Consider the following 22,556-nt stretch of genomic DNA (forward strand, 5'->3'; position numbering starts at 1 on the left):
ATTGAGCCGCGTCGCTGGAACTGTTGACCTGCGTCAAATGCCTGACGGAAATAATAATTTGTGGAGGCTGATGCTGGCCGCGTGTCCGTAGGGTGGGCGGGGTAATTTCGGGCAATGCCCGGAATTACGAACGCCCACGCGGTGATAGTTACGTAGCGTGGGCGGGTCTCCCGCCCACGCGGTGATAGTTACGTAGGGTGGGCGGGTGTCCCGCCCACGCGGTGATAGTTAACCCAGAAAAGCCGCGCTGCGGCCGTGCTACCGCTGGTTGAACGCGTGGGCAGAATCTGCCCACCCTACGGTTCTCGCTAAGCTTAATGAGGAAGTTTGATCCAGATCAAGAAGTTGGCAATCGTGTAAGCTCGCGCCATGGACAACATGACCCATTCGCTCGTCGGCCTCGCACTGGGAGAACTTGTGGAACGCGCCCTGCCAGCGCCGCGCGATGCCGCCCACGGCAGCATCCGGCGCCGCGCCCTGCTCGTCACCGGCCTGCTGGCCAGTAATTTTCCCGACCTCGACCTGGTGTTAACGCCGCTGCTGCCGGCGCCGCTCGGCTACCTGATCCATCACCGCGGCCATACCCACACGCTGCTGTACGCGCTGCCGCAGGTGGCGCTGCTGCTGGCGCTCGCCTGGCTGTTGTGGCCGGGCGCGCGCCGGCTGCTGCATTCCGACCGCAGCGCGCGCCGCGCCGTGCTGGGCACCGCCCTGCTCGGCATGGTGCTGCACCTGTGCTTCGACGCCCTGAACGTGTATGGCGTCCATCCCTTTCACCCCTTCGACTCGCGCTGGCTGTACGGCGACCTGGTGTTCATCGTCGAACCGGTGTTCTGGACCGCCCTCGGGACTGCGCTCGCACTGTGCGCGCGCAATCCCGTGCTGCGCCGGCTGGCGCTGGCCTTCTTCGCCGGCATGCCCCTGCTGTTCACCTTGCTCGGCCTGCTGCAATGGGGCTCGCTGGCCGGGCTGGCGCTGGTCGCGCTGCTGGTCGCCGCCGCCGGCCTGCGCGGCGGTCCCCGCGCCGGCCTGATGGCGGCGATGGCCGCCTGCATCGGCTTCGTCGGCATCCAGGCCATGGCCGGGCAGTTCGCGCGCGGCGAGATCCGCGCCGCGCTGGACCAGGCGGCGCCGGGCAGCCGCGTGCTGGATATTCCGCTGTCCTCGTTCCCGGCCAATCCGCTGTGCTGGTCGTTTGCCACCATCAGCGTGGAGGCCGGCGGCGCGGACTATGGCGTGCGGGTCGGGGTGCTGAGCCTGGCGCCCCGCATCACGCCGGTAGCTAACTGCCCGGCGCGTTTCGGCGGCGAACCGGGCGCCGCTGCCCCGAACCTGGCTTGGAAATTCAGCGAGACCGGCAGCCTGGCCGGCTTGCGCAGGCTGCGGCAAGCCAACTGCCATCTCGACGCCTGGCTGCGCTTTGCACGGGCGCCTTCGCTGCTTGGGGGCAGCGCAACCGACCTGCGCTTCGGCGCACCCGGCCAGCCGAATTTCTCGACGCTCCCGTATGCGCAGCGGGCCGGCCAGCCCTGCCCGGCGCCGGTGGCGCAGTGGGGCTATCCGCGCGCCGACCTGCTCGGATGGAACCAGGCCACCCCATGACGGAGGGAGGGCTATACTGCCGCCATGAACGACGACCTGTCCATCCCCGACACCCTCTGCTACTGCTCCTCGCTGCGCCAGGCGTCGCGCCATGTCACGTCCTTCTATGACCAGATGCTAGCAAGCTCCGGGCTGCGCGTGACGCAGTTCGCGATCCTGGCCCGGCTGCGGCCGCGCGCCGCCACCGTGACCGGGCTGGCGCACGGCATGGTGATGGACCGGACCACGCTGGCGCGCAACCTGCAGCCACTGGTGCGCGAGGAACTGGTGCGCATCCGTCCCAGCGAACAGGACCGGCGCGAGCGCATCATCGAACTGACCGACTCAGGGCGCGCCAAGGTCGAGGCCATCCTGCCGGCCTGGCGCCGCGCCCAGCAACTGTTCGACCAGCAGTTCGGGGCGGAACGGGGCGCCGCCCTGCTGGCCACGATGCGGGCGGTGGTCGACACCGGGCTGCACCAGCGCGAAAACAAGGACGCGGACGAGGGCAAGGATAAAACCGGCCCCGCCTGAAGCACGCGCCCGGCATACGCAGGTGTTAATAATTGAGTAAAATCCGTCCTTTCGCCAGACTGGACCCGACGTGACCTCCACGCAACCCATGCTCGCCTTCCTGTCCAACGGCGGCGCCAGCGGCGCGCGCATCCACGCCCATGACTGGTCGGCGCATGCGGTGGGCCCGATCGGCGCCTGGCCGGCGGCGCTGCGCACCTCGCTCGGAATCGTGCTCGGTTCTTCGTTCCCGACTTTTTTGGCCTGGGGACCGGAACTGAGCCTGTTCTTCAACGACGCCTATGTCCCCATGCTCGGCAATAAGTCGGACGCCGCGCTGGGGCGCCCGCTCTCCGAGGTCTGGGACGAGGTATGGGATTCGGTCGGCCCCTATGCGCGCAGGGTGATGGAAGGCGAATCCTTCTTCTTCGAGAACTTCGCGACCCAGCTGCAGCGCCATGGCTATCCCGAGCAGGCCTGGTTCACCTTTTCGTACAGCCCGGTGCGCGACGACGGCGGCATCGTCCGCGGCGTGCTGTGCACCTGCATCGAGACCACCGACAAGCTGCGTGCGCTGGCCATGCACAAAGAAGCCGAGGAGCGCCTGGCGCTTTCGCTCGAAGCCTCGGGCAATATCGGCACCTGGTCCTATGATTTAAAAACCGGGGCCACCCACGTCGACGAGCGCTTCGCGCGCCTGTTCCAGGTAGACGCCGCGCTGGCCCGCGACGGCACCGCGCTGGTGCGCTTCACCGACATGATCCATCCCGCCGACCGGCCAGCGGTGCTGGCGGCGATCGACCACGCGATCATCACCGAGACCTTGTACGACACGGAATACCGGATCCCGCAGCGCTCGGGCAGCGAGGTCTGGGTCAATGCGCGCGGCAAGGTCTTCACCGATCCGGAGTCGGGCGCCCGGCGCTTCGCCGGCATCGCGATCGACATCACCGACCGCAAGCGCGCCGAGCAGGCCAGGCTGGAAAGCGAGCGGCGCGCCGACGACAGCGCGCGCCGGCTCGACGTGCTGCTCGATGCCTCGCCAGTGGGCATCGTCTACGTCGACCCGGATGGCCGGATGCTGGTGGCGAACGCCCACAACCGCCAGATCTGGGGCCAACACCCGGCGCCCGGCGCGGTCCATGAATACGCCGAATGGAAAGGCTGGTGGCCCGCCGCTACCGACCGGGCCGGGCAGCGGGTTGCAGCCGCCGAATGGCCATTGGCGCGGGTGCTGGCGGGACAGGACAGCGCCGCCGGGATATTCGAGATCGAACCCTTCGACGCACCCGGCACGCGCAAGACCATCCTGGTGCGCGCTGCGGCCATCCGCGACGAGGCCGGCGCCATGGCCGGCGCGGTGGCCGCCAACATGGACATCAGCGCCCAGGTTGAGGCCGAACGCGCCATGAAGGACAGCGAGGCCAAGTTCCGCCTGATCGCCAACGTGATCCCGCAGATGGTGTGGTCGGCCGATGCGACCGGCCTGAACGACTACCTGAACACCCGCTGGCAGGAATTCACCGGCCTGCCGCAGGAGCGCATCGGCGGCAACGGCTGGGTCGAGATCGTCCACCCGGACGACCTGCCGCGGCTGGTCGCGCTCTGGCAGCAGAGCATCGCCACCGGCGAGCCCTTCGACATCGAGCACCGTGTGCTGCACCATTCCGGCGGCTACCGGTGGATGCTGAACCGCGCCGAGCCCTTCGTCGACGCAGCCGGCAAGGCCACGCGCTGGATGGGCACCGTGACCGACATCCACGACAAGAAGACCGGCGAAGAGGAATTGCGTGCGCAGGCGCGCCGCAAGGACGAATTCCTGGCGATGCTCGCCCACGAGCTGCGCAACCCGCTGGCGCCGATCAGCAACGCGGCCCAGCTGCTGTCGATGGCCGCACATGACCCGCAGCGGGTGCGCCAGTCGAGCGAAGTGATCATCCGCCAGGTGCGCCACATGACCTCGCTGGTGGACGACCTGCTCGACGTCTCGCGCGTCAAGCGCGGCCTGGTGCAGCTGGAACGCGAGCGGGTCGACATCAAGTCGGTCGTCGCCAGCGCCGTCGAACAGGCGCGGCCCCTGGTCGAGGCACGCCGGCACGCGCTCGACCTGCACGTCGACGCCGCGGGCGGCTGGGTGCACGGCGACCGCATCCGGCTGGTGCAGGTGATCGCCAACCTGCTCAACAACGCGGCCAAGTACACGGCCCAGGGCGGCCGCATCGCGCTGTCGGTGGTGCCCGCCGGTGATGCGGGCCAGGACGCGGTGGCGATCTCGGTGCGCGACAACGGCATCGGCATCGACCGCACCGTCCTGCCGCATGTGTTCGAGCTGTTCACCCAGGCCGAACGCACACCCGACCGCTCGCAGGGCGGGCTGGGCCTTGGCCTGGCGCTGGTGCACAGCCTGGTGCAGCTGCACGGCGGCCGGGTCGAGGCGCATAGCGAAGGCCTGGGAATGGGCAGCACCTTTACCGTCACCCTGCCGACGGTCAAGGGCGCGCCGGTGGCCGCAGCCGGCAGGCAAGCCATACCGGTCCGCCTGGCTGCCGGCGCCGGCAAGCGCATCCTGGTGGTCGACGACAATGTCGATGCGGCGCAGTCGCTGGCCGACATCCTGCGCTCGCTCGGGCACCAGGTGGCCACCGCCCACGATTCGCACGACGCGCTGGCCAAGGCACAGGCGGCGTGGCCGGAGGTATTCATCCTCGACATCGGCCTGCCCGACATCGACGGCTACGCCCTGGCGCGCCGCCTGCGCGACGGCGCCGGCGCACGTCCCGCCACCTACCTGGCCCTGACCGGGTACGGCCAGGCGCACGACCGCGTGCTGGCCAGGACCGCGGGCTTCGACCACCACTTCGTGAAGCCGGTGGATTTCGGCGCCCTGGTGGACGTCATCGAGCGCGGACCGGCCTGACGGAGCGCTGCTGCAGCGGTTCAAGGCCTGCAGTAGCCGCTCCAGCCATGCGGCCGGCCCTGGGCCGCCACCAATCATGCCTCCGGATCACATTTACCGTGCCCGATTCATGAATCCCCTTCATAAGCCCTTGCATTTCTGACACGTCGTGCGCTGCCTGCGCGCGCTTAGAATCGACCGGATCGGCCGCCGCCCTCACCCTGCGGCGTGCTCGCCCACGTGGCGGGGCGCACCGGAGTGAACCGCACGCCGCAAAAATGCAAAAAGCGCTATGTTGGTGGATACACCAGCACCGGCAACGAAGGCTCTCGTTGCACCACACCCAGAAAGGAATACCGATGCCCGACTTCGATCCACACAGGCGGCAGCTGCTCAAGGCCTCGACCGCCGCCGTCGGCGGTGTCGCCGCGGCTTCCGGTTTCACGACCCAGGCCGTGGCCGCACCTGCCCCCGCGGCCCAGCCGGCGTCCACCCTGCCTGCCACCATGAGCATCTTGCTGCGCGTCAACGGCACCGAACACCAGCTGATGGTCGATCCGCGCACCACCCTGCTCGACGCCCTGCGCGAGCGCCTGCACCTGACCGGTTCCAAGAAGGGCTGCGACCAGGGCCAGTGCGGCGCCTGCACGGTGCTGGTCGACGGCCGCCGCACCACCTCCTGCCTGACCCTGGCGGTGATGCAGGAAGGCCATGAGATCACCACCATCGAAGGACTGGGCACGCCGGGCAACCTGCATCCTCTGCAGGCCGCCTTCATCAAGCACGACGGCTTCCAGTGCGGCTTCTGCACCCCCGGCCAGATCTGTTCGGCCGTCGGCATGCTGGAAGAAGTGCGGGCCGGGATGCCGAGCCACGTGACGGCCGACCTGAATGCGAAAACCCAGCCCAGCGACATGGAATTCCGCGAGCGCATGAGCGGCAATTTGTGCCGCTGCGGCGCCTATTCCAACATCCAGGAAGCGATTGCCGAAGTCGCCGGGATGCCCTCGAGCGCGCCGGGAGCCAAGCGATGAAAGCCTTTACCTATGAACGCGCGAAGTCGCCGGCCGACGCCGCAGCCAGCGCCGCCCGCCACCCGAATTCCCGTTTTGTCGCCGGCGGCACCAACCTGCTCGACCTGATGAAGCTGCAGATCGAAACGCCGTCCCACGTGATCGACGTGAACGACCTCGCGCTCGACCGCATCGAGGCGGACGGCAAAGGCGGCCTGCGGATCGGCGCCCTGGTGCGCAATTCCGACCTGGCGGCGGATGCGCGCGTGCGGCGCGACTATGGCGTGCTGGCGCGCGCCCTGCTGGCCGGCGCCTCGGGCCAGTTGCGCAACCAGGCCACCACGGCCGGCAACCTGCTGCAGCGCACCCGCTGCCCTTATTTCTACGACACCAACCAGCCCTGCAACAAGCGCAACCCGGGCAGCGGCTGCAGCGCGTTAGGGGGCTTCACCCGACTGCACGCCATTGTCGGCCAGAGCGATGCCTGCATCGCCACCCACCCGAGCGACATGGCGGTGGCCATGCGGGTGCTCGATGCCCAGGTCGAAACCATCAACCCGAACGGCACGACGCGCATCATCCCGATCGCCGACTTCCACCGGCTGCCCGGGAAGACCCCGCACATCGACCACAACCTGCAACCGGGTGAGCTGATCACGGCCGTGACCTTGCCGCCGCCCGTGGGCGGCCTGCAGGTCTACCGCAAGGTGCGCGACCGCGCGTCGTATGCGTTCGCGCTGGTGTCGGTGGCGGCCATCCTGCAGCCGGGCGGCTCCGGCCGGGTCGCGCTGGGCGGCGTCGCCCACAAGCCGTGGCGCGTGGAAGCCGCCGAAGACAAGTTGGCAAGCGGGGCCCAGGCCTTCGCCGCCGGCCTGCTGCAGGGCGCCCGCACGACGCACGAGAATGCATTCAAGCTGCCGCTCGTGGAACGCACGCTGGCCTCGATCATCGCCGAAGCTAAGGCTTAACAGGGACTGCCATGAAATTCAACGAACCAGCAACGACCAACCCGATCGACCAGCTCAAGGTCGTGGGCCAGCCGGTCAACCGCGTCGACGGCCCGCTCAAGACCACGGGCACGGCGCCGTATGCGATGGACCGCCACGACGTGGTGCCGAACCAGGCGCACGGCTATATCCTAGGCTCGAGCATTCCGAAAGGCCGCATCGTCTCGATGGACCTGGCGGCCGCGAAAGCCGCGCCGGGCGTGATCGCCATCGTCACCGCGCAGAATGCCGGCAAGATCAACAAGGGGAATTTCAACACCGCGATGCTGCTGGGCGGCCCGCGCATCGAGCACTACCACCAGGCCGTGGCCCTGGTGGTGGCCGAGACCTTCGAGCAGGCGCGCGACGCCGCCCACCTGGTGCGCGTGCGCTACGAGCGCGACAAGGGCGTGTTCGACCTGCACGAGGTGAAGAACAAGGCCGCCGCACCGAAAGGCGAAGCCGCCGAGACCAAGGTCGGCAACTTCACCGGCGCGTTTGCCTCGAGCGCCGTGCGCCATGACGCCGAGTACGCCACCGCGCACGAATCGCACTCCATGATGGAGCCGCATGCCAGCATCGCGGCCTGGGACGGCGACGCGCTCACCCTGTGGACCTCGAACCAGATGATCGCCTGGAACGTGGGCGACCTGGCCAAGACCCTCGGCATCCCGAAATCCAAGGTGCGCGTGATATCGCCGTATATCGGCGGCGGCTTCGGCTCCAAGCTGTTCCTGCGCGCCGACGCCCTGATGGCCGCGCTGGGCGCGCGCGCTGCGCGCCGTCCGGTCAAAGTCACGCTGCAACGCGCGCTGATCCCCAACAACACCACCCACCGCTCCGCCACCTTCCAGCGCATCCGCATCGGCGCCACCCGCGAAGGCAAGATCACCGCGATCGCCCACGACAGCGCCTCCGGCAACCTGGAAAAAGGAAGCCCGGAAAACGCGGCGACGCAAACCCGCTCCCTGTACGCGGGCGAGCACCGCATGACCTCCAACCGCGTCGCCGGGATGGACCTGCCGGAAGCGAACGCAATGCGCGCTCCGGGCGAAGCGCCCGGCATGGCGGCGCTGGAAATCGCGATGGACGAGATGGCGGAAAAGCTCGGCATGGATCCGGTCCAGTTCCGCATCCTGAACGACACCCAGGTGGTGCCGGACAATCCCGAGAAGCCCGACGCAACCGACCCGCAGGGGAAGAAGCCCAAGACTGCGCATGTCCCGCATCCGCCGTTCTCCAAGCGCCAGTTCATCCAGTGCCTGCAGACCGGCGCCCAGCGTTTCGGCTGGGACAAGCGTTCCGCGCAGCCGGGCAAGCAACGCGACGGGCGCTGGCTGGTCGGCATGGGCATGGCCGCGGCCTTCCGCGACAACATGCTGACCAAGTCGGCCGCGCGCGTGCGCCTCGACCGGCGCGGCATCCTGACGGTGGAAACCGACATGACCGATATCGGCACCGGCAGCTATACCATCCTGGCGCAGACGGCCAGCGAAATGATGGGCATCCCGCTCGAGAAGGTCAAGGTGCGGCTGGGCGATTCGAGCTTCCCGGCCTCCTGCGGTTCGGGCGGCCAGTGGGGCGGCAACAACTCGGCGGCAGGCGTGTACGCGGCCTGCATCAAGCTGCGCGAGGCGATCGCCGCCAAGGCCGGCTTCGACCCGGCGCGCGCCATCTTCGCCGACGGGCTGGTCCGCGCCGGCGAGCGCAGCCTGCCGCTGGCCGAAGCGGTCGGCGAGCGCGAGCTGGTGGCCGAGGACTTCATCGAGTACGGCGACATCGACAAGCGCTTCCAGCAATCGACCTTCGGCGCGCATTTCGTCGAAGTGGCCGTCGACGCCGCGACCTGCGAAGTGCGCATCCGCCGCATGCTGGCGGTGTGCGCGGCCGGCCGCATCCTGAACCCGAAGACCGCGCGCAGCCAGGTGATCGGCGCCATGACCATGGGCGCCGGCGCGGCCCTGATGGAGGAGCTGGCGGTGGACAAGCGGCTCGGCTACTTCGTCAACCACGACCTGGCCGGCTACGAGGTCCCGGTGCACGCCGACATCCCGCACCAGGAAGTCATCTTCCTCGACGAGACCGACCCGATGTCCTCGCCCATGAAAGCGAAGGGGATCGCGGAACTCGGCATCTGCGGGGTCGCCGCGGCGATCGCGAATGCGGTCTATAACGCGACCGGCGTGCGGGTGCGCGAGTATCCGATCACGCTGGACAAGCTGATTACCAAGATGCCCTTGTCGTTGTAGATGACGGAGATTGCCGCTGACCCGTAGGGTGGGCGGGGTAATTCAGGCCAATGGCCTGAATTACGAGCGCCCGCGCGTTCAACTGACGGTGCTGCCGCCCGTGCGCCGGTTCATATTGCGGCTGTCAATGCACGGGTTACCGGGCCAGTGGACCATCTCGAACCACGGTGCTGCATCGTATCCAGCGGTGCATACTGAAACTATCACCGCGCGGGCGGGAGACCCGCCCACCCTACGGTTCTCGGGCGGCATGCCCTGCCGACCGCAGTTTTGAAATTGCTTACGGTGCCGTTGCCTGAATGCGCAGGTCCTACCTCGCCTCCCCTCCTGAATAAATGATCCACGGAAACCGATGTTTCGCCCGTTACGGTTTGGAACAATTTTGAATCGTGCATACGCGCTGCCGGGCTTACGATTAATTCATGAACTTCAGCTTTTCAACTCCACACAGCGGCGACTGCCTGGTCAAGCTCTGGGCCAGCGGGCGCTACGGTTTCTCCCTGCCGAAAAAGGTCGAGATCACCGCGCCGGATGGCGTGACCTCGACATATTGCTATCACAGCCGCAAAGTCGGGGTGGGCGCCGAACTCACCAACCGTACGCTGGTCCGGATCGCGATTGCCCAGTTCCTGCGCGGGGTCCGCGGCGAGTCCATCGAGATCGACGACGCGGTGGCGCCCTTCAAGGGCACCCTGACCCAGATCCGGCCCTTTGCCCCTCCGCCGCCGCCGCCCCGGGTGCGGCCGTCGCGGATCATGCCCAGGACGGCCGTCACGGCGCCTTCCGCCACTGGCTCCTTCACGAAGGAAGCGGCATGACCATCCCCCCAGTCACGCAGTCAAATACGTCCACGCGCCACAAGGTAAGCACCCATGCGAATTTCGTACACACCCGGTCAGGTAGCAATGCTCATCGGCAGGGCAGAACGCCAGCTCGAACAGGTCGTCGCCGACTCCATCCACCAGGATGGCGCGGGCCGCAACATCGCGCGCTCGGCCCACCACACCCTGCATGAAACGGTGGTCACGCTGATTCGCCTGTTCCGCGAACAGGTTCCCGGCGGCGCGGCGGCGGCGACGCGCATCGCGCGCGAGTATGCGAAAGGCGCCGATGCCCGCTCCGGCGCCCCGACCATGGCTTCTGTCCGGACCATCCTGTTGGTGGTGCAGGATGCGCGCACGAGCTTCCTGGCCGAGGGGACGGGGGTGGCAGGGGTGGAACCGGCGCCGCCGGTCGATACCGGGCATACGCGCGATATCAGGACCGGTTAGCAGTCAAGCTGCGCTCAGCTGCCGCGCACGGGTGCTGCCGCCCACGCCCACCGCCGTGGCAATCGCCAGCGCCTGGAACAGCGCCACGCCGGCGAACACCCAGCCTGGCTGTCCCGCATCCATCACCAGCCCGAACAGCAGCGGCCCGATCGCCAGCCCGCTGTCCAGTCCCGAATAAACGACCCCATACACGCGCCCGGTCGCGCCCTGCGGCGCTGCCGCGCGGATCATCAGGTCGCGCGAGGGTCCAGCCACGCCCGAGCACAGGCCGATCAATCCCATCAGCGGCAGCGCCATCCAGGCCGGCCCGGCGCCGAAGGCCAGCACCAGCGCCAGCAGCGCCGCGGCACTGAAGGCCAGCGCCACGGTGCGGTCATGGTGTTTAGATCCGGCGCCGAGGAAGCCGCCCGCCACCATGCCCAGCGCCGAGGCCAGCATGTAAGCGGTATAGGAACTGGTGGCCAGCGCATGCGAGATCCCGTACAGCGATTCCAGGCTGATGGTGGCGAAACTCTGGATGCCGCCCAACGCGACTGCCGTGAGCAGGAAGAACCCGAAGCACAGCCAGACCGCGCGCAGCTTCAGGAAGTCGAGCGTATTGCCCTGCGTGCCCTTGGCATGGCGCACGATCGGGTCCGGATACAGCACATGCCGGTTCAGCACCAGCATCACCAGCACGGCGACAGGCAGGCCGGCCGCCGCCAGCAGCGCGGTGCGCCAGCCCTGCACGGCCGCGATCGCGGTCAGGAAGACCGGCGCCGCGGCCCAGCCGATATTGCCGACGATGCCGTGCGCCGAGAAGCCGTGCGCAAGCCGCGCTGCCGACACCCGCTGGTTCAGCAGCGTGTAGTCGGCCGGGTGGAAGATCGCGTTGCCGGCGCCGGCGATGAGCGCGCCCGCCACCAGGCCGGCGTAGCTGTCCGCGCCCGATAGCACGACAGCGGACACGCCCAGCATCGAGATCCCGAAGAACAGCACCGCGCGCGCACCGAAGCGATCGACCACGAAGCCGGCCAGCGCCTGCCCGATGCCAGAGACCACGAAGAACATGGTCATCAGGAGGCCCAGCTCGGTATAGCTCAGGTTGAACGCAGGCTTCAGCCAGGGGATGAGCGCCGCGAGGATCAGGTGGTAGAAGTGCGAAGTGCCATGCGCCAGGCCGACCAGGCCGATCACGCGCGCGTCCTGCTTCAGGGTGTTGTCCTTGTTGTCCATGCCATCTTCCTTTGTCGAATATCCCAGTGTAGGCAGATTTCGCGCGTCCGATTTAAGATAGCGTGTCAAGATTTGTCGAGAACCTGCCATGTCGCTGCCGCGCCCGCTTTTACCACCCATCCCCGGCCCCGGACCAACCGATGCCTGCCCGGTCACCCTGGCCTCGCGCAACCTGCCGGCCGACGTCTCGATCGGCGCCCACAGCCACGAATGGGCGCAGCTGACCTATGCCGCCAACGGCATGCTGCGCGTGAGTGCCGACGGCAGCAGCTGGATCGTGCCGCCGCAGCGCGCGATCTGGATCGCGCCGCATATCGAGCACGAGGTCACGCTGCTTGAACCGGCCTGCCTCAGCCCCCTGCGCATCCACGCCTCGCGCGCCCTGTTCCCGGGCGAGACCTGCCGCGTGCTGGAAGTGAGCAGCCTGCTGCGCGAATTGCTGGCGGTGATGGTGGCAGGCGGCGACGAGCTCCCTCCGCAGCGCGCCACCCTGGTCGGGGAGCTGATCCTGGACGAACTGGCGCGCGCGCCGACCCGGCCGATCCGGGTGCCGCTGCCGCGCGACAAGCGGCTCCGCGGCCTGTGCCAGGCCCTGGTGGACACACCTGGCGACACCCAGACCCTGGGCGACTGGGCGAAGGAGGTGGGCGCATCGGAACGCACGCTGGCGCGCCTGTTCGAGCGCGAACTGGGCATGAGTTTCGGCCAGTGGCGCCAGCAGGTGCGGCTCGCGCACGGAGCCTCCCTGATCGCACGCGGCCTGCCGCTGTGGCAAGTGGCGCAGCAGCTCGGCTACGCCAGCCAGTCGGCATTTACCGCGATGTTCAGGAAGACCTTCGGGACCACACCTTCGGCCTTTTTCGCGGGCGAGCAGCGGCGCAGTTAGAAGCGCGCTTCAGACGCTGATAGCGGCAGCAGCACGACAGCTCGGGCCGCAAGCCTGCAGCGGAAGTCAATCTCCCCAAATTGTTTGAACTTTTCAGTTGTTGTTTTTTCACCGCCGCATAGAAAGGCGGTGTTTTTATGTCATGGCATTTGGAGCAGAATCAACCCATCGCGCATAGAACTACGGTAGAGCTCCCGTTTTTTGCTGATTTTTCCGGAGCTACCCGCAACGACGATTCCCAACGGCCGGGGTCGCGGCCGGTGCCAGACAATGGAGGACGATCATGCCCGCCCCGTTCAAGCGGCTCACGCTGGACCAGTTCGCGAACCTGCTCAACCGCTACCAGTTCACCCGCAAGATCAACGCAGTCCACATGCACCACACCTGGCGCCCGAACCATAGCCAGTTCAGGGGGCATGAGTCGATCGTCGGCATGTGGACTTACCACACCCAGACCAACAAATGGTCGGACATCGCCCAGCACATCACGATCGACCCGCAAGGCTATATCTGGCTGGGCCGCAACTGGAACGCCGCGCCGGCCAGCGCCTCCGGCCAGAACGGCGACAGCCACGCCGGCCCCTTCATGTTCGAGATGATCGGCGACTTCGACAAGGGCTGCGATCCCTTCGACGGCCCGCAGCGCAACACCGTCATCAAGGTGATCGCCCTGGTGCAGAAGCGTTTCGGCCTGGCGCCGGGCAGCCTGATGTTCCATAACATGATGTCCGGTAAATCCTGCCCCGGCAGCAGCATCGACTACCGCGAGATCCTGGCCGAAGTCCAGCGGGTGCACGACCAGCCGGAACAATGGGAGCCGCGCAGCCGCAGCGCCATCTTCGCCGACGAGGCGATCGACGACCCGGATGCCCGCACCATCGACGAGGCAGTCGAGGACCTCGGCAGGGTGTCCGCATCGCAGCGCGATCCCGAGAATGCCGAGGCCTGCGTCCACACGCGGGGGGCGGTCGACGTCGATGCGGGCGCCCTGCCCGCCGGCCGCGCCATCGACCTCGGCGCCGCGCGCCGGGCCGGCCCCACCCCGGCCCAGCTGGCGGCCCTGCGGCCGCACCTGGTCAACCTGACGATGGGCGAACTGTCCGACGAGGGCGAGTACAAGACCTCGAAAGGCGACGTCGATGCGATCTTCGGCGAGCACCTGGAAGCGGCGTTCCGGCGCGCCCAGGCGCTCGAGCTGCCCTTGCGGATCGTGGTGCAGGCCCACGGCGGCCTGGTGAACGAAGCGGCGGGCCTGGCGATCGCCCAGAAGAGCGTGGACTGGTGGATGGCCAATAATATCTACCCGCTGTATTTCGTCTGGGAGACCGGCGCGTTCGAGACCATCGGCCAGTTGCTGCGGCGGGTGCGCGACGGCGCCACCCGCGGCGTGCCGCGCGACGTATTCGACCTGCTCACCGATCCCCTGGTCGAGGAAGCGGTCCGGGCCCTGCAGGGCCAGCACGTCTGGGGCGCCATGAAGCTCAGCGCGCAGCGCGCCTCGGCCCTGGATGTCATTGGCAATGGAGGCGAAGGCGACGGCCGCTTCCAGGGGGGCGCCTGTTATGTCGCGCAGAAGCTGCGCGATTTCTGCCGGCTGCACCGCGAGGGAGTCGAGCTGCATGCCGTCGGCCACAGCGCCGGGGCCATCTTCCAAGCCTATTTCATCCCCCGCGTGCTGCAGTTCGGCGCCGGTCCCTTCCAGTCGGTGCACCTGATGGCGCCGGCGATCCGCACCGACCTGTTCAAGGCCACGCTGGCGCGCTTCGTCGGGCCCGGCAAGCCGGGGATCGAACAGATGGCGATGTACACCATGCGCAAGGATTACGAGCTCGATGACAACTGCGCCGGGATCTACCGCAAGTCGCTGCTCTACCTGATCCACCATGCGCTCGAGCCCCAGCGCCGCACCCCGCTGCTCGGACTGGAAGAAAACCTGCGCGCCGACCGCGAGCTCATTGCGCTGTTCGGCCTGGACGGCAAGCCGCCGCTGGCCGACGTGGTCTGGTCGAAAACCGCGGCGGAACAGGGCCGCAGCGCCTCGCGTTCCAGCACCCACGGCGGCTTCGACGACGACCTGGCCACCATGGGCAGCATCGCGCGCCGCATCCTGGCGCGCTCGGACGCCGACCGCATCGTCGAATACCGCCCCGGCGCGGACAGCAGCCGCGGCGCCGACGCCTGGAACGTCGAGGTCGCGCTGCCGACCGACATCCTGCTGCGCCCCGCCCCGGCCCCGCTTGCCGCGGGCGGCTTCATGGGCGAGTATGGCATGGGCGGCCGCTATCAAAGCAATGGCGGCAACGGTAACGGGGGCGCCGGCTACTACCATCCCGGCGGCGGCGTGCTGCACGCGCCTGAAATCGGCGGCGGACGCCGGCGCGCCCTGTGCGTGGGCATCAACCGCTACCCGACCTATCCGCTCACCGGTTGCCTGGCCGATGTCGAGGCATGGACGCGCATCCTGGGCCGGCTCGGCTTCGAGGACATCGCCACCCTGCTCAACGAGCATGCCACCCACGATGCAATCCTGGAGCAGCTGCGGCAACTGGTGCAGGCCAGCCGGCCAGGCGACGTCATCGTGTTCCAGTATGCCGGGCACGGCACCACGGTCACCGACCTGGGCGGCGACGAGGGCGGCGGCGACACGCCGGCCGACGACGAGGCGATCTGCCCGGTCGACTACGAGACCGGCGCCCTGATCCTGGACGACGACATCGGCCGCATTGTCGACCTGCTGCCCGAAGGGGTCAACCTGACCTGCTTCATGGATTGCTGCCACTCCGGCACGGCCTCGCGCTTCGGGGTCGGCAAGAACCCCAGCAATACGGCCCACGATCCCGGCGACCGGGTGCGCTTCATCGTCGCCGGGCCGGAGCTGCAGAATGCACACCGCCGCTACCGTGCAGGAGTGCCCCAGGGCCGCACCCTCCCGCGCGGGCCTGCGCGCATGCGCGAAGTCCTGTTCGCGGCCTGCCTGTCGAGCGAAAAGGCCTGGGAAAGCCGCGGCCAGGGCGAATTCACCGTGCGCGCGACCGGGGTGCTGGGGCGCATGGCGGGCAGCCTGGGCAGCATCAGCAACGCTGACTTCGCCCGCCTGGTCATCCAGGAATTCGGCCCGTCGCCGCGCCAGCAGCCGCGGCTCTACAGCAGCGAAGCGGCAGCGGCGCTCGGCCTGCTCGCGCCCTTGCAGGCGCATGCCGCGGCGGCAGCGTCCCGGCCGGCCTGGAGCGGCGAGGCCCAGCTCCTGATCCAGGGCATGCAGCAGCTGCTCCAGCAATACGGGCCGCCCCACTAAAAGGCTGCCTCCCATGGCCGCGACCGGGCAGCGCTACCGCATCGCGCCGTCGGTGACCCGCCCGATCCCGGCGGCCTACCGGCGGCGCCCGGACGACCCGGCCTACCGGCTGCTGCGCGTGCTCACGCTTGACCCGACCGCCTCGCGCCTGGAAGGATCGGTCGCCTGCATCGAGGTGCCCTACGAGCCGCTCGAGCCCGGCCCGCAGGGCCGCTTGTTCAAGGTCGACGGCTACGACTACGCCCAGGCGGTGGCGTACCGGAAGGCCGACCTCGACGACGTGCACGTGCTGCTCAAGGATGGCTACGACCCCTCGCCCGCCGACCCGCGATTTCATGAGCAGATGGTGTACGCCGTGTGCAGCAGCGTGTGCGCGAGCTTTCGCGATGCGCTCGGGCGCCAGCTGTCCTGGGGTTTCCGGTCGCGCGGCGACGACCACCTGCTCTACCTGCGCCCCTTCGCCTTCCGCGACGCCAACGCCTACTACGACAAGCTCGAAGGCTGCATCAGCTTCGGCTATCTTCCAATGCCCGCCGCTACCCGCTCGGCGCGCGCGCTGCCCGGCGAGACCGTGTTCGCCTGCCTCTCGCACGACGTGGTCGCGCACGAAATCACCCATGCGCTGCTGGACGGCCTGCGGGCGAACTTCAGCATTCCGACCGGCCCCGACGTGGCGGGCTTTCACGAAGGCTTCTGCGACCTGGTCACGATCTTCCAGCGCATGCGCTACAAGGAGGTGGTGGCGGTTGCGATACGCAAGTCGCACGGGATGCTCGACGAGTCCAGCCTGCTGGGCGTGCTGGGCCACCAGCTCGGGCTTGCCAGCGGCAGCCAGTATGTGCGCGACCTCATGGACGCCCGGACCTATGACGCGGACGCCGGGGCCCACAAGATCGGCAACGTGCTGGCCGGCGCGGTGTTCGAAGCCTACCTCACCGTCTTCCGGCGCAAGACCGAGCGCCTGCGGCGCCTGGCCAGCAATGGCAGCGGCATCCTGCCGCCGGGCGAGCTGGGGCACGACCTGGCCGAGCTCCTGGCCGGCGAAGCCACCGACCTCGCGCGCCAGTTCCAGGCCCTGGTCATCCGCGCGATCGACTACTGCCCCCCGGTCGACATCCACCTGGGCGAATACCTGCGCGCCCTGGTCACGGCCGACCACGACCTGGTGCCGACGGACCCCTGGGCCTACCGCGAAGCGCTGGTCGACGCCTTCATGAAGCGCTGCATCTATCCGCAGGAGGTCGGCACCCTGTCACAGCACGACCTGCTGTGGCGCGCGCCGCGGCTGGCTCTGCCCCCCATCGCGGAGCTGGACTTCGCCCACCTGCGCTTCGGCCGCGACCCGGCCTGCCCGGCCGGCGCCGAAGAACTCGAAAGGCAGGCTGCACTACTCGGCGAATTCGCCACGCGGCCGGAGCATTTGCAGGAATTCGGATTGACGTGCAAGGGCGCGCCCGGGCTGGAAGGCGCCAGCGCGGAACTACCGCAGGTCGCCTCGATCCGGGCCTCGCGCAGGATCGGGCCGGACCGCGAGATCGTGTTCGACCTGGTGGCGGAAATCACCCAGCGCTGCATCGTGCCGGCACGGGGCGGCAAGCCGGCCTATGCGCTGTTCGGGGGCGCGACCGTGATCATCGGTCCGGACGGGGCGATCCGCTACATCGTCTCGAAGAGCGCGGTCGGCAAGGACCGGCCGACGCGGCGGCTTGCCTTCATGGATTCACCCGCGGGCCGGCGCTACTGGAGCCTGGACGGCAAGCGCTACCGCATGCGCAATGCGATGTTCCGGGTGCTGCACCAGTAAGGCGCCGCGCCGGCGCTCAGCGCAGGTCGCCGGTCTCGAAATAGACGGTGCCGCGCACTGCCGCCAGCGCCTTGAGCGCCGCTTCCGGGTTGTCCAGGCCCGCCTTGGGAACAACGAGCACTTGCGGGGCTGGCGCCGCCAGCGCGACGATGTGGTCGTAGTCGGGGCGGCTGTCGATTTCCTTGACCAGGAAGCTGCCGACCGGGAGATAGCGCGCCTGGCTGCGGCTACGCATTGCGGAGTCGAGCTGGCGGTAGACCAGCACGCGGTCGACGACGAATTGCGCCTTTGGGTAGGCGCGCTTGCCGTCGCGCTCGAAATGGCCGCTGAACACGTCGGCACTGAAGGTGCGCAGCGGGGATCCGGCCCGCGGGTCCAGGCGCGAGAGCTCGAAGCGTTCCGGCTCGATCGTCCATAAATGGGTCTTGCCATCGAGCTGCTCGCGCAGGGCGCGGTCGAGCTGCGCATCGGCCAGGCGCACCTTCAGCACGACCTGGTGGCCGTGCGGCGCGCGAAACAGCGGCAGGTGCGACAGGTAGAGCCCGTCGCGATCGCCGAACAGCGTCATCCCGTGGGTGCCGAAGGAGTGATCGTGCGCCTGCGCCCGCTGCGGCATGCAGGCCAGGACCGTCATCAACAGGGCGAACAAGGCGGGGAACAGGGGGAACGACAGGCGCGGGTAAAGGAGCGTCATGGGAAGCGGCAGGCAGAGAGGGAAACGTATTATGCCGCGCCGCAGCCCGCCCGGGGAAAACGGCCTGAATTTCGCCATGATTGGCCCGAGGCGATGGAAGGTCGTCGGTCGTCCGGCTCGGCCTGGTGCTACAAAAAATTTCACGATGGTATCGGACGCTCTGCAAGAAACCATTGGGCTAGGATCTGTGTCTTATCAACCCAACAAGGAGACCTGCCATGGGCGGATCGGAACAAGCGAACATCCAGGCATGCATCGCGGCATGCGAAGGCGCGCTGCGCGCCTGCCAGGCCTGCGCGGCCGCCGACATACGCGAGGGCAGGAACGACTGCGCGCTGATCAGCCTCGACTGCGCCGACATCTGCACCGCGACCCTGAACGTGCTGGCACGGGGGTCAAGCCACCATGGCGACTTCTGCGCCCTGTGCGCCCACATCTGCCGCGCCTGCGCCGCCAAATGCGCCCAGCACGCCGCCATGCACCAGACCTGCGCCGACTGCCAGGCCGCCTGCGAGCGCTGCGCCGCCGAGTGCGACAAGCATGCGAAGGAGCGGCATATCTAGGACCGGCGACCCACGCCCGCCCGCCGGCGCCACAGGCGGCGGCGGAGAACATTGCATACATATTGCCGACAAATGCCCGCTATTTGCCGGGCTGCGCTTCGATTACGCTTGAGTTCCCCTAACGCTCCGCATGCAATCGATGACCCCTAGACTCTTCCTATTGTGCGGCGCCATGGTGTCCGCTTCGATCCTGGCCGCCTGCGGCGGCGCCGACCTGCCGCAGCCGCCGGCGCAGGTCGCCACGGCCTTTGCGCAAGGCCTCGATGGCTGGCAAGGCGGCTACGCCGACTACCACCAGGACACCGCACCAGGCGACGTCGTCTGGGAGCTGCGCGCCCTGCCCGCTCCCCTGGCGGGAACGGCCTATTACACCGGCGGCACCAACCGCAGCGATGACCTGTTCATCTACAGTAAGAAGAGATTCGGGGGCTATGCGCCTTCCACCAAGTACAAGCTCAGCTTCGAGATCGAGATTGCGACCAACCAGTCCTCGGGTTGCGTCGGGGTCGGCGGCTCCCCCGGCGAGAGCGTGTACCTGGTGGCGGGAGCGGCGAGCGTCGAACCGAAGACCGTGCTGAGCGGCGGCGAGTACCTGCTCAACATCGAGCGCGGCAACCAGGCCACGCCCGGACCGGCTTCTCAGGTGCTGGGTAACATGGCCAACGCCGTCGCCGATTGCGGGCCCCAGGTGTACCAGTCCAAGACGCTGGCCAGTGCCGCCCCGCTGGCTGTGCAGAGCGACAAGGACGGCAATATCTGGATCTTCTTCGGCATCGACTCCGGCTTCGAGGCCAGGAGCAGCGTCTTCTACAAGTCGGTCAAGGTCGCGGTGGCGCCGCTGAACTAGCAGCGGCTGGCCCGCTGGCGGGCGAAGGAGCGCGAACGCCAAAACGCACATTGCCGGCTGGGCCGGCAATGTGCGCTTCTGGGAAACTGGAGGCGAGGACAGGAATCGAACCTGTCTCTCCGGCTTTGCAGGCCGTTGCATAACCTCTTTGCTACCTCGCCAGAACCGATTCTAGGCAGTTGGCGACGGTCTTCCATGTGCGGTGTCAAATGCAGATCGATATACGGTCCCTGGTGTGCGCTTCATGCGAGAGCGATGACGTAGGCGTCGAGCAGGACCATCTTGCCGTCACGGAAGCGCCAGACATCGCTGTAGGCGTGCGGGACCGGCTTGCCATCTTCGTCCGCGGCCGTGATTTTGCCGAGCGACCACGGTGTCGCCCTCGGCCACCAGCTGCTCCACCGTGAACGCGGGCGGCGCGGTGTATTCGCGGGCCATCCAGTCGCGCACGGCCTGATTGCCATGCAGGGTCTCGCCGCCCACCGTCGACCAGACGATGTCGTCCGCACACCAGGCCAGGAAGCCCTCGTTGTCGCCGGCGCGCACTGCCGCATTGGCCTTTTTCAGGATAGATTTGTTCGGATGGGACATGGGATTTCCTTTCCGGTGGATGGATGGGGCGGCCCTTCACACGCCGCGGCCCTCCGCGACAAAGCCGGCGGCGCGGTGGCTGCCGTCGCAAAACGGCTTGTCCTTCGACTGGCCGCAGCGGCACAGCCGGGTGGCCAGGCTGCGGTCGACGGTGCGCCCGGTGCCAGTGCAGATCTCGGCGGCGCCGCGCACATCGAGTGGGCCGTTGCGCAAGGGGGTGATCTCGAGCAGCCCGTCGCGCGCTTCGAGCACGGGCGAGGGCCGAGTCGGCGCTTCGCCGGAGGCACGAAAGCCGACCGCGATATGCGACTGGTCGCAGAACGGCTTGTTGCTGGACTGCCCGCAGCGGCACAGCGCCACGCGCAATGCGCTGCCGGCCGTGCCGTCCGCCGTGGCCAGGCGGATCGCCGCATTGACCGCCAGCGGCCCGTCCTCGCGCATGCGCACCAGGTTCACGGGAGGGGCCGTCTCATCCTCCCCGCCGTCGCGGCGTTGGTACCGGATTGCGCCGGACACGCAGTTGCGCGCCACGCGCATCAGGCGTTCGGGACTGGCCTGGTCCGGGAAAATCCACTCGCCTTCCTGGTTCGCCTTGAACACTTCCGGCTCCTCCAGCACGCAATGGCGGGAGTGCACGCAGCGCCTGGCTTCGAAATAGATCGTGCCATTGGCCCCGTGCGCGACCTGGATCGCGTCGTCTAGCGCGGGCGGCGCCGCCGGCGCGGGCACAGGCTCGGCTTGCGGCGCCGCCGCAGCTGCGGCCGCCGCCCCCTTGGTGGCATACGCCTCACGCCACGCGCCGGCGGCAGCGCGCAAGGTTGCGGCGCACCTGGCCAGGGCCGGCAGCACCGCCGCGCAAGCGTCCGCATGCGTTGCCAGCAACTCCATCCTCTCGGCGATCAGCCAGGCTGCGGAATCGGGCGACTCGTAGCCGAGCGCGGTGCGCGACAGGGTGAAGGTCATTCCCGCCATCACGCCCGGATGGGCGGGATTGGCCGGGTAAGCCGTGAGCGCGGCGCCGATGTCGGCCACCGCGTGCATCAAGGCCATGGCCTGCCCCATCACGACCGGCCGCGGCAGCAGGCAATTGGCGGTGTCGCTCATCAGGGCCAGCAGCCGCAGCATCAGGAAATAGCTGCCGTTGGCGACATCGAGCAGCGAGATGGCCGGCTCGCTGACCACCTGGATGCGCTCCTCGGCCAGCACCGGCGAGCGCATCACGGGGTGGCGCGCCACGTTGCGGTGCGGAGTGAAGCCGGGGCGCTCGGCCGCCAATGCCTGCCACTGCTCGCGGATGGTGCGAAAGCGCGCGTAGTGCGAGGTCTCGTCGCAGACGACCGATCCTTCGCCCTGTTCGACGATCAGCTGCAGGGCGCGCGCGGCGTCGGCGGCGCTGGCGATGGCGCATAGCCCGGGCAGGAACACGTCGTCCTGGGTCAGCTGGGCGTGGATGCTCCCGACGAACAGGCCGTCCTCGCCGAGTTCGGCGGCCAGGTAGGCGAAACCGGCCGCAATGGACTGGTACAGTTCCCCGACGGTGCGGTAGTCCCCCGGGATATCGGTGGCCAGGTCGGTGCGCTCCATGTCGCGCGAATACGCAAGCTTGTCCAGGGTCTCGCCGTCTGCTTCCCATGCCTGGCTGGGACGCTCCACATACACGAAATGGTCGAGCGTGGCGGCGTCGAACGGCAGCAGGGCCACGGCGACATCGGCAGGGAACTGCCCTGGGTTGGCCGGGAAGTTGTAGTGCCGGTAGTGGGGCCGCGATCCGACCGCGACCAGCAGGTTGTTGACCAGCGCGAGGTGCAGCATTTCCTCGGTCGCGATCGCGATGATCTCGGCGCGCCAGCGCTTCACGGCGCTCCATTCGCCGGGCAGCAAGTCCTCATCGAGGCCCTGCTTGAGCGAAAACGCGGCATACAGGTAGGTGCACATCAGGCAGTGCTCGATCTCTGCGGCTTCCGCCAGCATGCTGATCAATTGGTCGCGGTGGGTTGCAGGGTTCAAGGCGGTTCCCGTGGTTGGCCCGGGCCGGACGCTGCCATGGCGGCGCCCGTCCAGGCTGCAAATGAGCCAACACACAATGTAGCGAAGCCCGGCCGCGCCTGTAAGGCTGCACACGCGAATTCACTGTCCGGAGAATACGAACAAT

The 22,556-nt window shown here is 68.1% G+C and carries 17 protein-coding genes and 1 tRNA gene; 13 read left to right on the forward strand and 5 right to left on the reverse strand.

Features of this window, described 5'->3' with window-relative positions; all coding sequences use genetic code 11:
* The first annotated feature begins 378 nt into the window (after positions 1-378).
* From HGB41_RS02905 to HGB41_RS02940, 8 genes are all read left to right on the forward strand, one after another.
* Complete coding sequence (locus tag HGB41_RS02905) at positions 379-1,602, forward strand: metal-dependent hydrolase (RefSeq protein ID WP_229422689.1); 1,224 nt, start codon at positions 379-381, stop codon at positions 1,600-1,602.
* Positions 1,603-1,626: 24 nt separating this feature from the next.
* A complete protein-coding gene (locus HGB41_RS02910; RefSeq protein ID WP_171080900.1) occupies positions 1,627-2,115 on the forward strand; it encodes a MarR family winged helix-turn-helix transcriptional regulator in 489 nt (162 codons plus the stop codon).
* A 70-nt stretch (positions 2,116-2,185) separates the two neighbouring features.
* Positions 2,186-5,011 (forward strand): PAS domain-containing hybrid sensor histidine kinase/response regulator, encoded by a 2,826-nt coding sequence (locus HGB41_RS02915; RefSeq protein ID WP_171080902.1) that lies wholly within the window; start codon positions 2,186-2,188, stop codon positions 5,009-5,011.
* 338 nt (positions 5,012-5,349) lie between these two features.
* Positions 5,350-6,024 carry an aldehyde dehydrogenase iron-sulfur subunit PaoA gene (paoA, locus tag HGB41_RS02920; protein ID WP_171080903.1) on the forward strand — a complete coding sequence of 225 codons (675 nt, stop codon included), beginning with the start codon at positions 5,350-5,352 and terminating at the stop codon, positions 6,022-6,024.
* The gene (locus HGB41_RS02925) at positions 6,021-6,971 is read left to right on the forward strand and encodes an FAD binding domain-containing protein (RefSeq protein ID WP_171080905.1); all 951 of its coding nucleotides are present in this window, start codon (positions 6,021-6,023) and stop codon (positions 6,969-6,971) included. Before paoA ends, HGB41_RS02925 begins: the two co-directional genes overlap by 4 nt.
* An 11-nt stretch (positions 6,972-6,982) precedes the next feature.
* Positions 6,983-9,238, forward strand: coding sequence for an aldehyde oxidoreductase molybdenum-binding subunit PaoC (gene paoC, locus HGB41_RS02930; protein WP_171080907.1), 2,256 nt, complete (start codon positions 6,983-6,985; stop codon positions 9,236-9,238).
* Positions 9,239-9,660: 422 nt separating this feature from the next.
* The gene (locus tag HGB41_RS02935) at positions 9,661-10,056 is read left to right on the forward strand and encodes a hypothetical protein (protein WP_171080909.1); all 396 of its coding nucleotides are present in this window, start codon (positions 9,661-9,663) and stop codon (positions 10,054-10,056) included.
* A 54-nt stretch (positions 10,057-10,110) separates the two neighbouring features.
* Positions 10,111-10,509 (forward strand): hypothetical protein, encoded by a 399-nt coding sequence (locus tag HGB41_RS02940; protein ID WP_171080911.1) that lies wholly within the window; start codon positions 10,111-10,113, stop codon positions 10,507-10,509.
* Positions 10,510-10,512: 3 nt separating this feature from the next.
* Here the strand turns inward: HGB41_RS02940 and HGB41_RS02945 are convergent, their stop codons facing one another.
* On the reverse strand, positions 10,513-11,724 hold the full coding sequence (locus HGB41_RS02945; RefSeq protein ID WP_171080913.1) for an MFS transporter: 1,212 nt from the start codon (positions 11,722-11,724) through the stop codon (positions 10,513-10,515).
* Positions 11,725-11,812: 88 nt separating this feature from the next.
* On the opposite strand from HGB41_RS02945, the gene HGB41_RS02950 reads away from it, so the two are divergent.
* The 3 genes from HGB41_RS02950 (at position 11,813) to HGB41_RS02960 (ending at position 17,709) form a co-directional block, all read left to right on the forward strand.
* Positions 11,813-12,610: an AraC family transcriptional regulator gene (locus HGB41_RS02950; RefSeq protein ID WP_171080915.1), complete on the forward strand. Its 798-nt coding sequence runs from the start codon at positions 11,813-11,815 to the stop codon at positions 12,608-12,610.
* A 283-nt stretch (positions 12,611-12,893) separates the two neighbouring features.
* The gene (locus tag HGB41_RS02955) at positions 12,894-15,905 is read left to right on the forward strand and encodes a caspase family protein (RefSeq protein ID WP_171080917.1); all 3,012 of its coding nucleotides are present in this window, start codon (positions 12,894-12,896) and stop codon (positions 15,903-15,905) included.
* 13 nt (positions 15,906-15,918) lie between these two features.
* Positions 15,919-17,709 carry a gluzincin family metallopeptidase gene (locus HGB41_RS02960; RefSeq protein WP_171080919.1) on the forward strand — a complete coding sequence of 597 codons (1,791 nt, stop codon included), beginning with the start codon at positions 15,919-15,921 and terminating at the stop codon, positions 17,707-17,709.
* Between the two features lie 16 nt (positions 17,710-17,725).
* Here the strand turns inward: HGB41_RS02960 and HGB41_RS02965 are convergent, their stop codons facing one another.
* Positions 17,726-18,403: a hypothetical protein gene (locus HGB41_RS02965; RefSeq protein ID WP_229422691.1), complete on the reverse strand. Its 678-nt coding sequence runs from the start codon at positions 18,401-18,403 to the stop codon at positions 17,726-17,728.
* Positions 18,404-18,621: 218 nt separating this feature from the next.
* On the opposite strand from HGB41_RS02965, the gene HGB41_RS02970 reads away from it, so the two are divergent.
* Both HGB41_RS02970 and HGB41_RS02975 read left to right on the forward strand, forming a co-directional pair.
* Positions 18,622-18,966, forward strand: a complete 345-nt coding sequence (locus HGB41_RS02970) for a four-helix bundle copper-binding protein (RefSeq protein ID WP_171080921.1) — start codon at positions 18,622-18,624, stop codon at positions 18,964-18,966.
* 139 nt (positions 18,967-19,105) lie between these two features.
* Positions 19,106-19,813, forward strand: coding sequence for a hypothetical protein (locus HGB41_RS02975; protein ID WP_171080923.1), 708 nt, complete (start codon positions 19,106-19,108; stop codon positions 19,811-19,813).
* Positions 19,814-19,900: 87 nt separating this feature from the next.
* Here HGB41_RS02975 and HGB41_RS02980 read toward each other — a convergent pair.
* The 3 genes from HGB41_RS02980 to HGB41_RS02990 form a co-directional block, all read right to left on the reverse strand.
* Positions 19,901-19,974, reverse strand: a tRNA-Cys gene (locus HGB41_RS02980).
* A gap of 127 nt (positions 19,975-20,101) precedes the next feature.
* The gene (locus HGB41_RS02985) at positions 20,102-20,404 is read right to left on the reverse strand and encodes a nuclear transport factor 2 family protein (protein WP_229422692.1); all 303 of its coding nucleotides are present in this window, start codon (positions 20,402-20,404) and stop codon (positions 20,102-20,104) included.
* Positions 20,405-20,440: 36 nt separating this feature from the next.
* Positions 20,441-22,411, reverse strand: coding sequence for a ferritin-like domain-containing protein (locus HGB41_RS02990; protein ID WP_171080929.1), 1,971 nt, complete (start codon positions 22,409-22,411; stop codon positions 20,441-20,443).
* Positions 22,412-22,556 lie beyond the last annotated feature (145 nt).

The sequence above is a fragment of the Telluria aromaticivorans genome, from assembly GCF_013003915.1.
Taxonomy (GTDB): Bacteria; Pseudomonadota; Gammaproteobacteria; order Burkholderiales; family Burkholderiaceae_D; genus Telluria; species Telluria aromaticivorans.

Coding starts and splice junctions, on each gene's coding strand:
- HGB41_RS02910 (WP_171080900.1), top strand. CDS start 1,627: ATGAACGACGACCTGTCCATCCCCGACACCCTCTGCTACTGCTCCTCG.
- paoA (WP_171080903.1), top strand. CDS start 5,350: ATGCCCGACTTCGATCCACACAGGCGGCAGCTGCTCAAGGCCTCGACC.
- HGB41_RS02965 (WP_229422691.1), bottom strand. CDS start 18,403: ATGACGCTCCTTTACCCGCGCCTGTCGTTCCCCCTGTTCCCCGCCTTG.
- HGB41_RS02950 (WP_171080915.1), top strand. CDS start 11,813: ATGTCGCTGCCGCGCCCGCTTTTACCACCCATCCCCGGCCCCGGACCA.
- paoC (WP_171080907.1), top strand. CDS start 6,983: ATGAAATTCAACGAACCAGCAACGACCAACCCGATCGACCAGCTCAAG.
- HGB41_RS02985 (WP_229422692.1), bottom strand. CDS start 20,404: ATGTCCCATCCGAACAAATCTATCCTGAAAAAGGCCAATGCGGCAGTG.
- HGB41_RS02955 (WP_171080917.1), top strand. CDS start 12,894: ATGCCCGCCCCGTTCAAGCGGCTCACGCTGGACCAGTTCGCGAACCTG.
- HGB41_RS02970 (WP_171080921.1), top strand. CDS start 18,622: ATGGGCGGATCGGAACAAGCGAACATCCAGGCATGCATCGCGGCATGC.
- HGB41_RS02940 (WP_171080911.1), top strand. CDS start 10,111: ATGCGAATTTCGTACACACCCGGTCAGGTAGCAATGCTCATCGGCAGG.
- HGB41_RS02905 (WP_229422689.1), top strand. CDS start 379: ATGACCCATTCGCTCGTCGGCCTCGCACTGGGAGAACTTGTGGAACGC.
- HGB41_RS02935 (WP_171080909.1), top strand. CDS start 9,661: ATGAACTTCAGCTTTTCAACTCCACACAGCGGCGACTGCCTGGTCAAG.
- HGB41_RS02925 (WP_171080905.1), top strand. CDS start 6,021: ATGAAAGCCTTTACCTATGAACGCGCGAAGTCGCCGGCCGACGCCGCA.
- HGB41_RS02960 (WP_171080919.1), top strand. CDS start 15,919: ATGGCCGCGACCGGGCAGCGCTACCGCATCGCGCCGTCGGTGACCCGC.
- HGB41_RS02975 (WP_171080923.1), top strand. CDS start 19,106: ATGACCCCTAGACTCTTCCTATTGTGCGGCGCCATGGTGTCCGCTTCG.
- HGB41_RS02945 (WP_171080913.1), bottom strand. CDS start 11,724: ATGGACAACAAGGACAACACCCTGAAGCAGGACGCGCGCGTGATCGGC.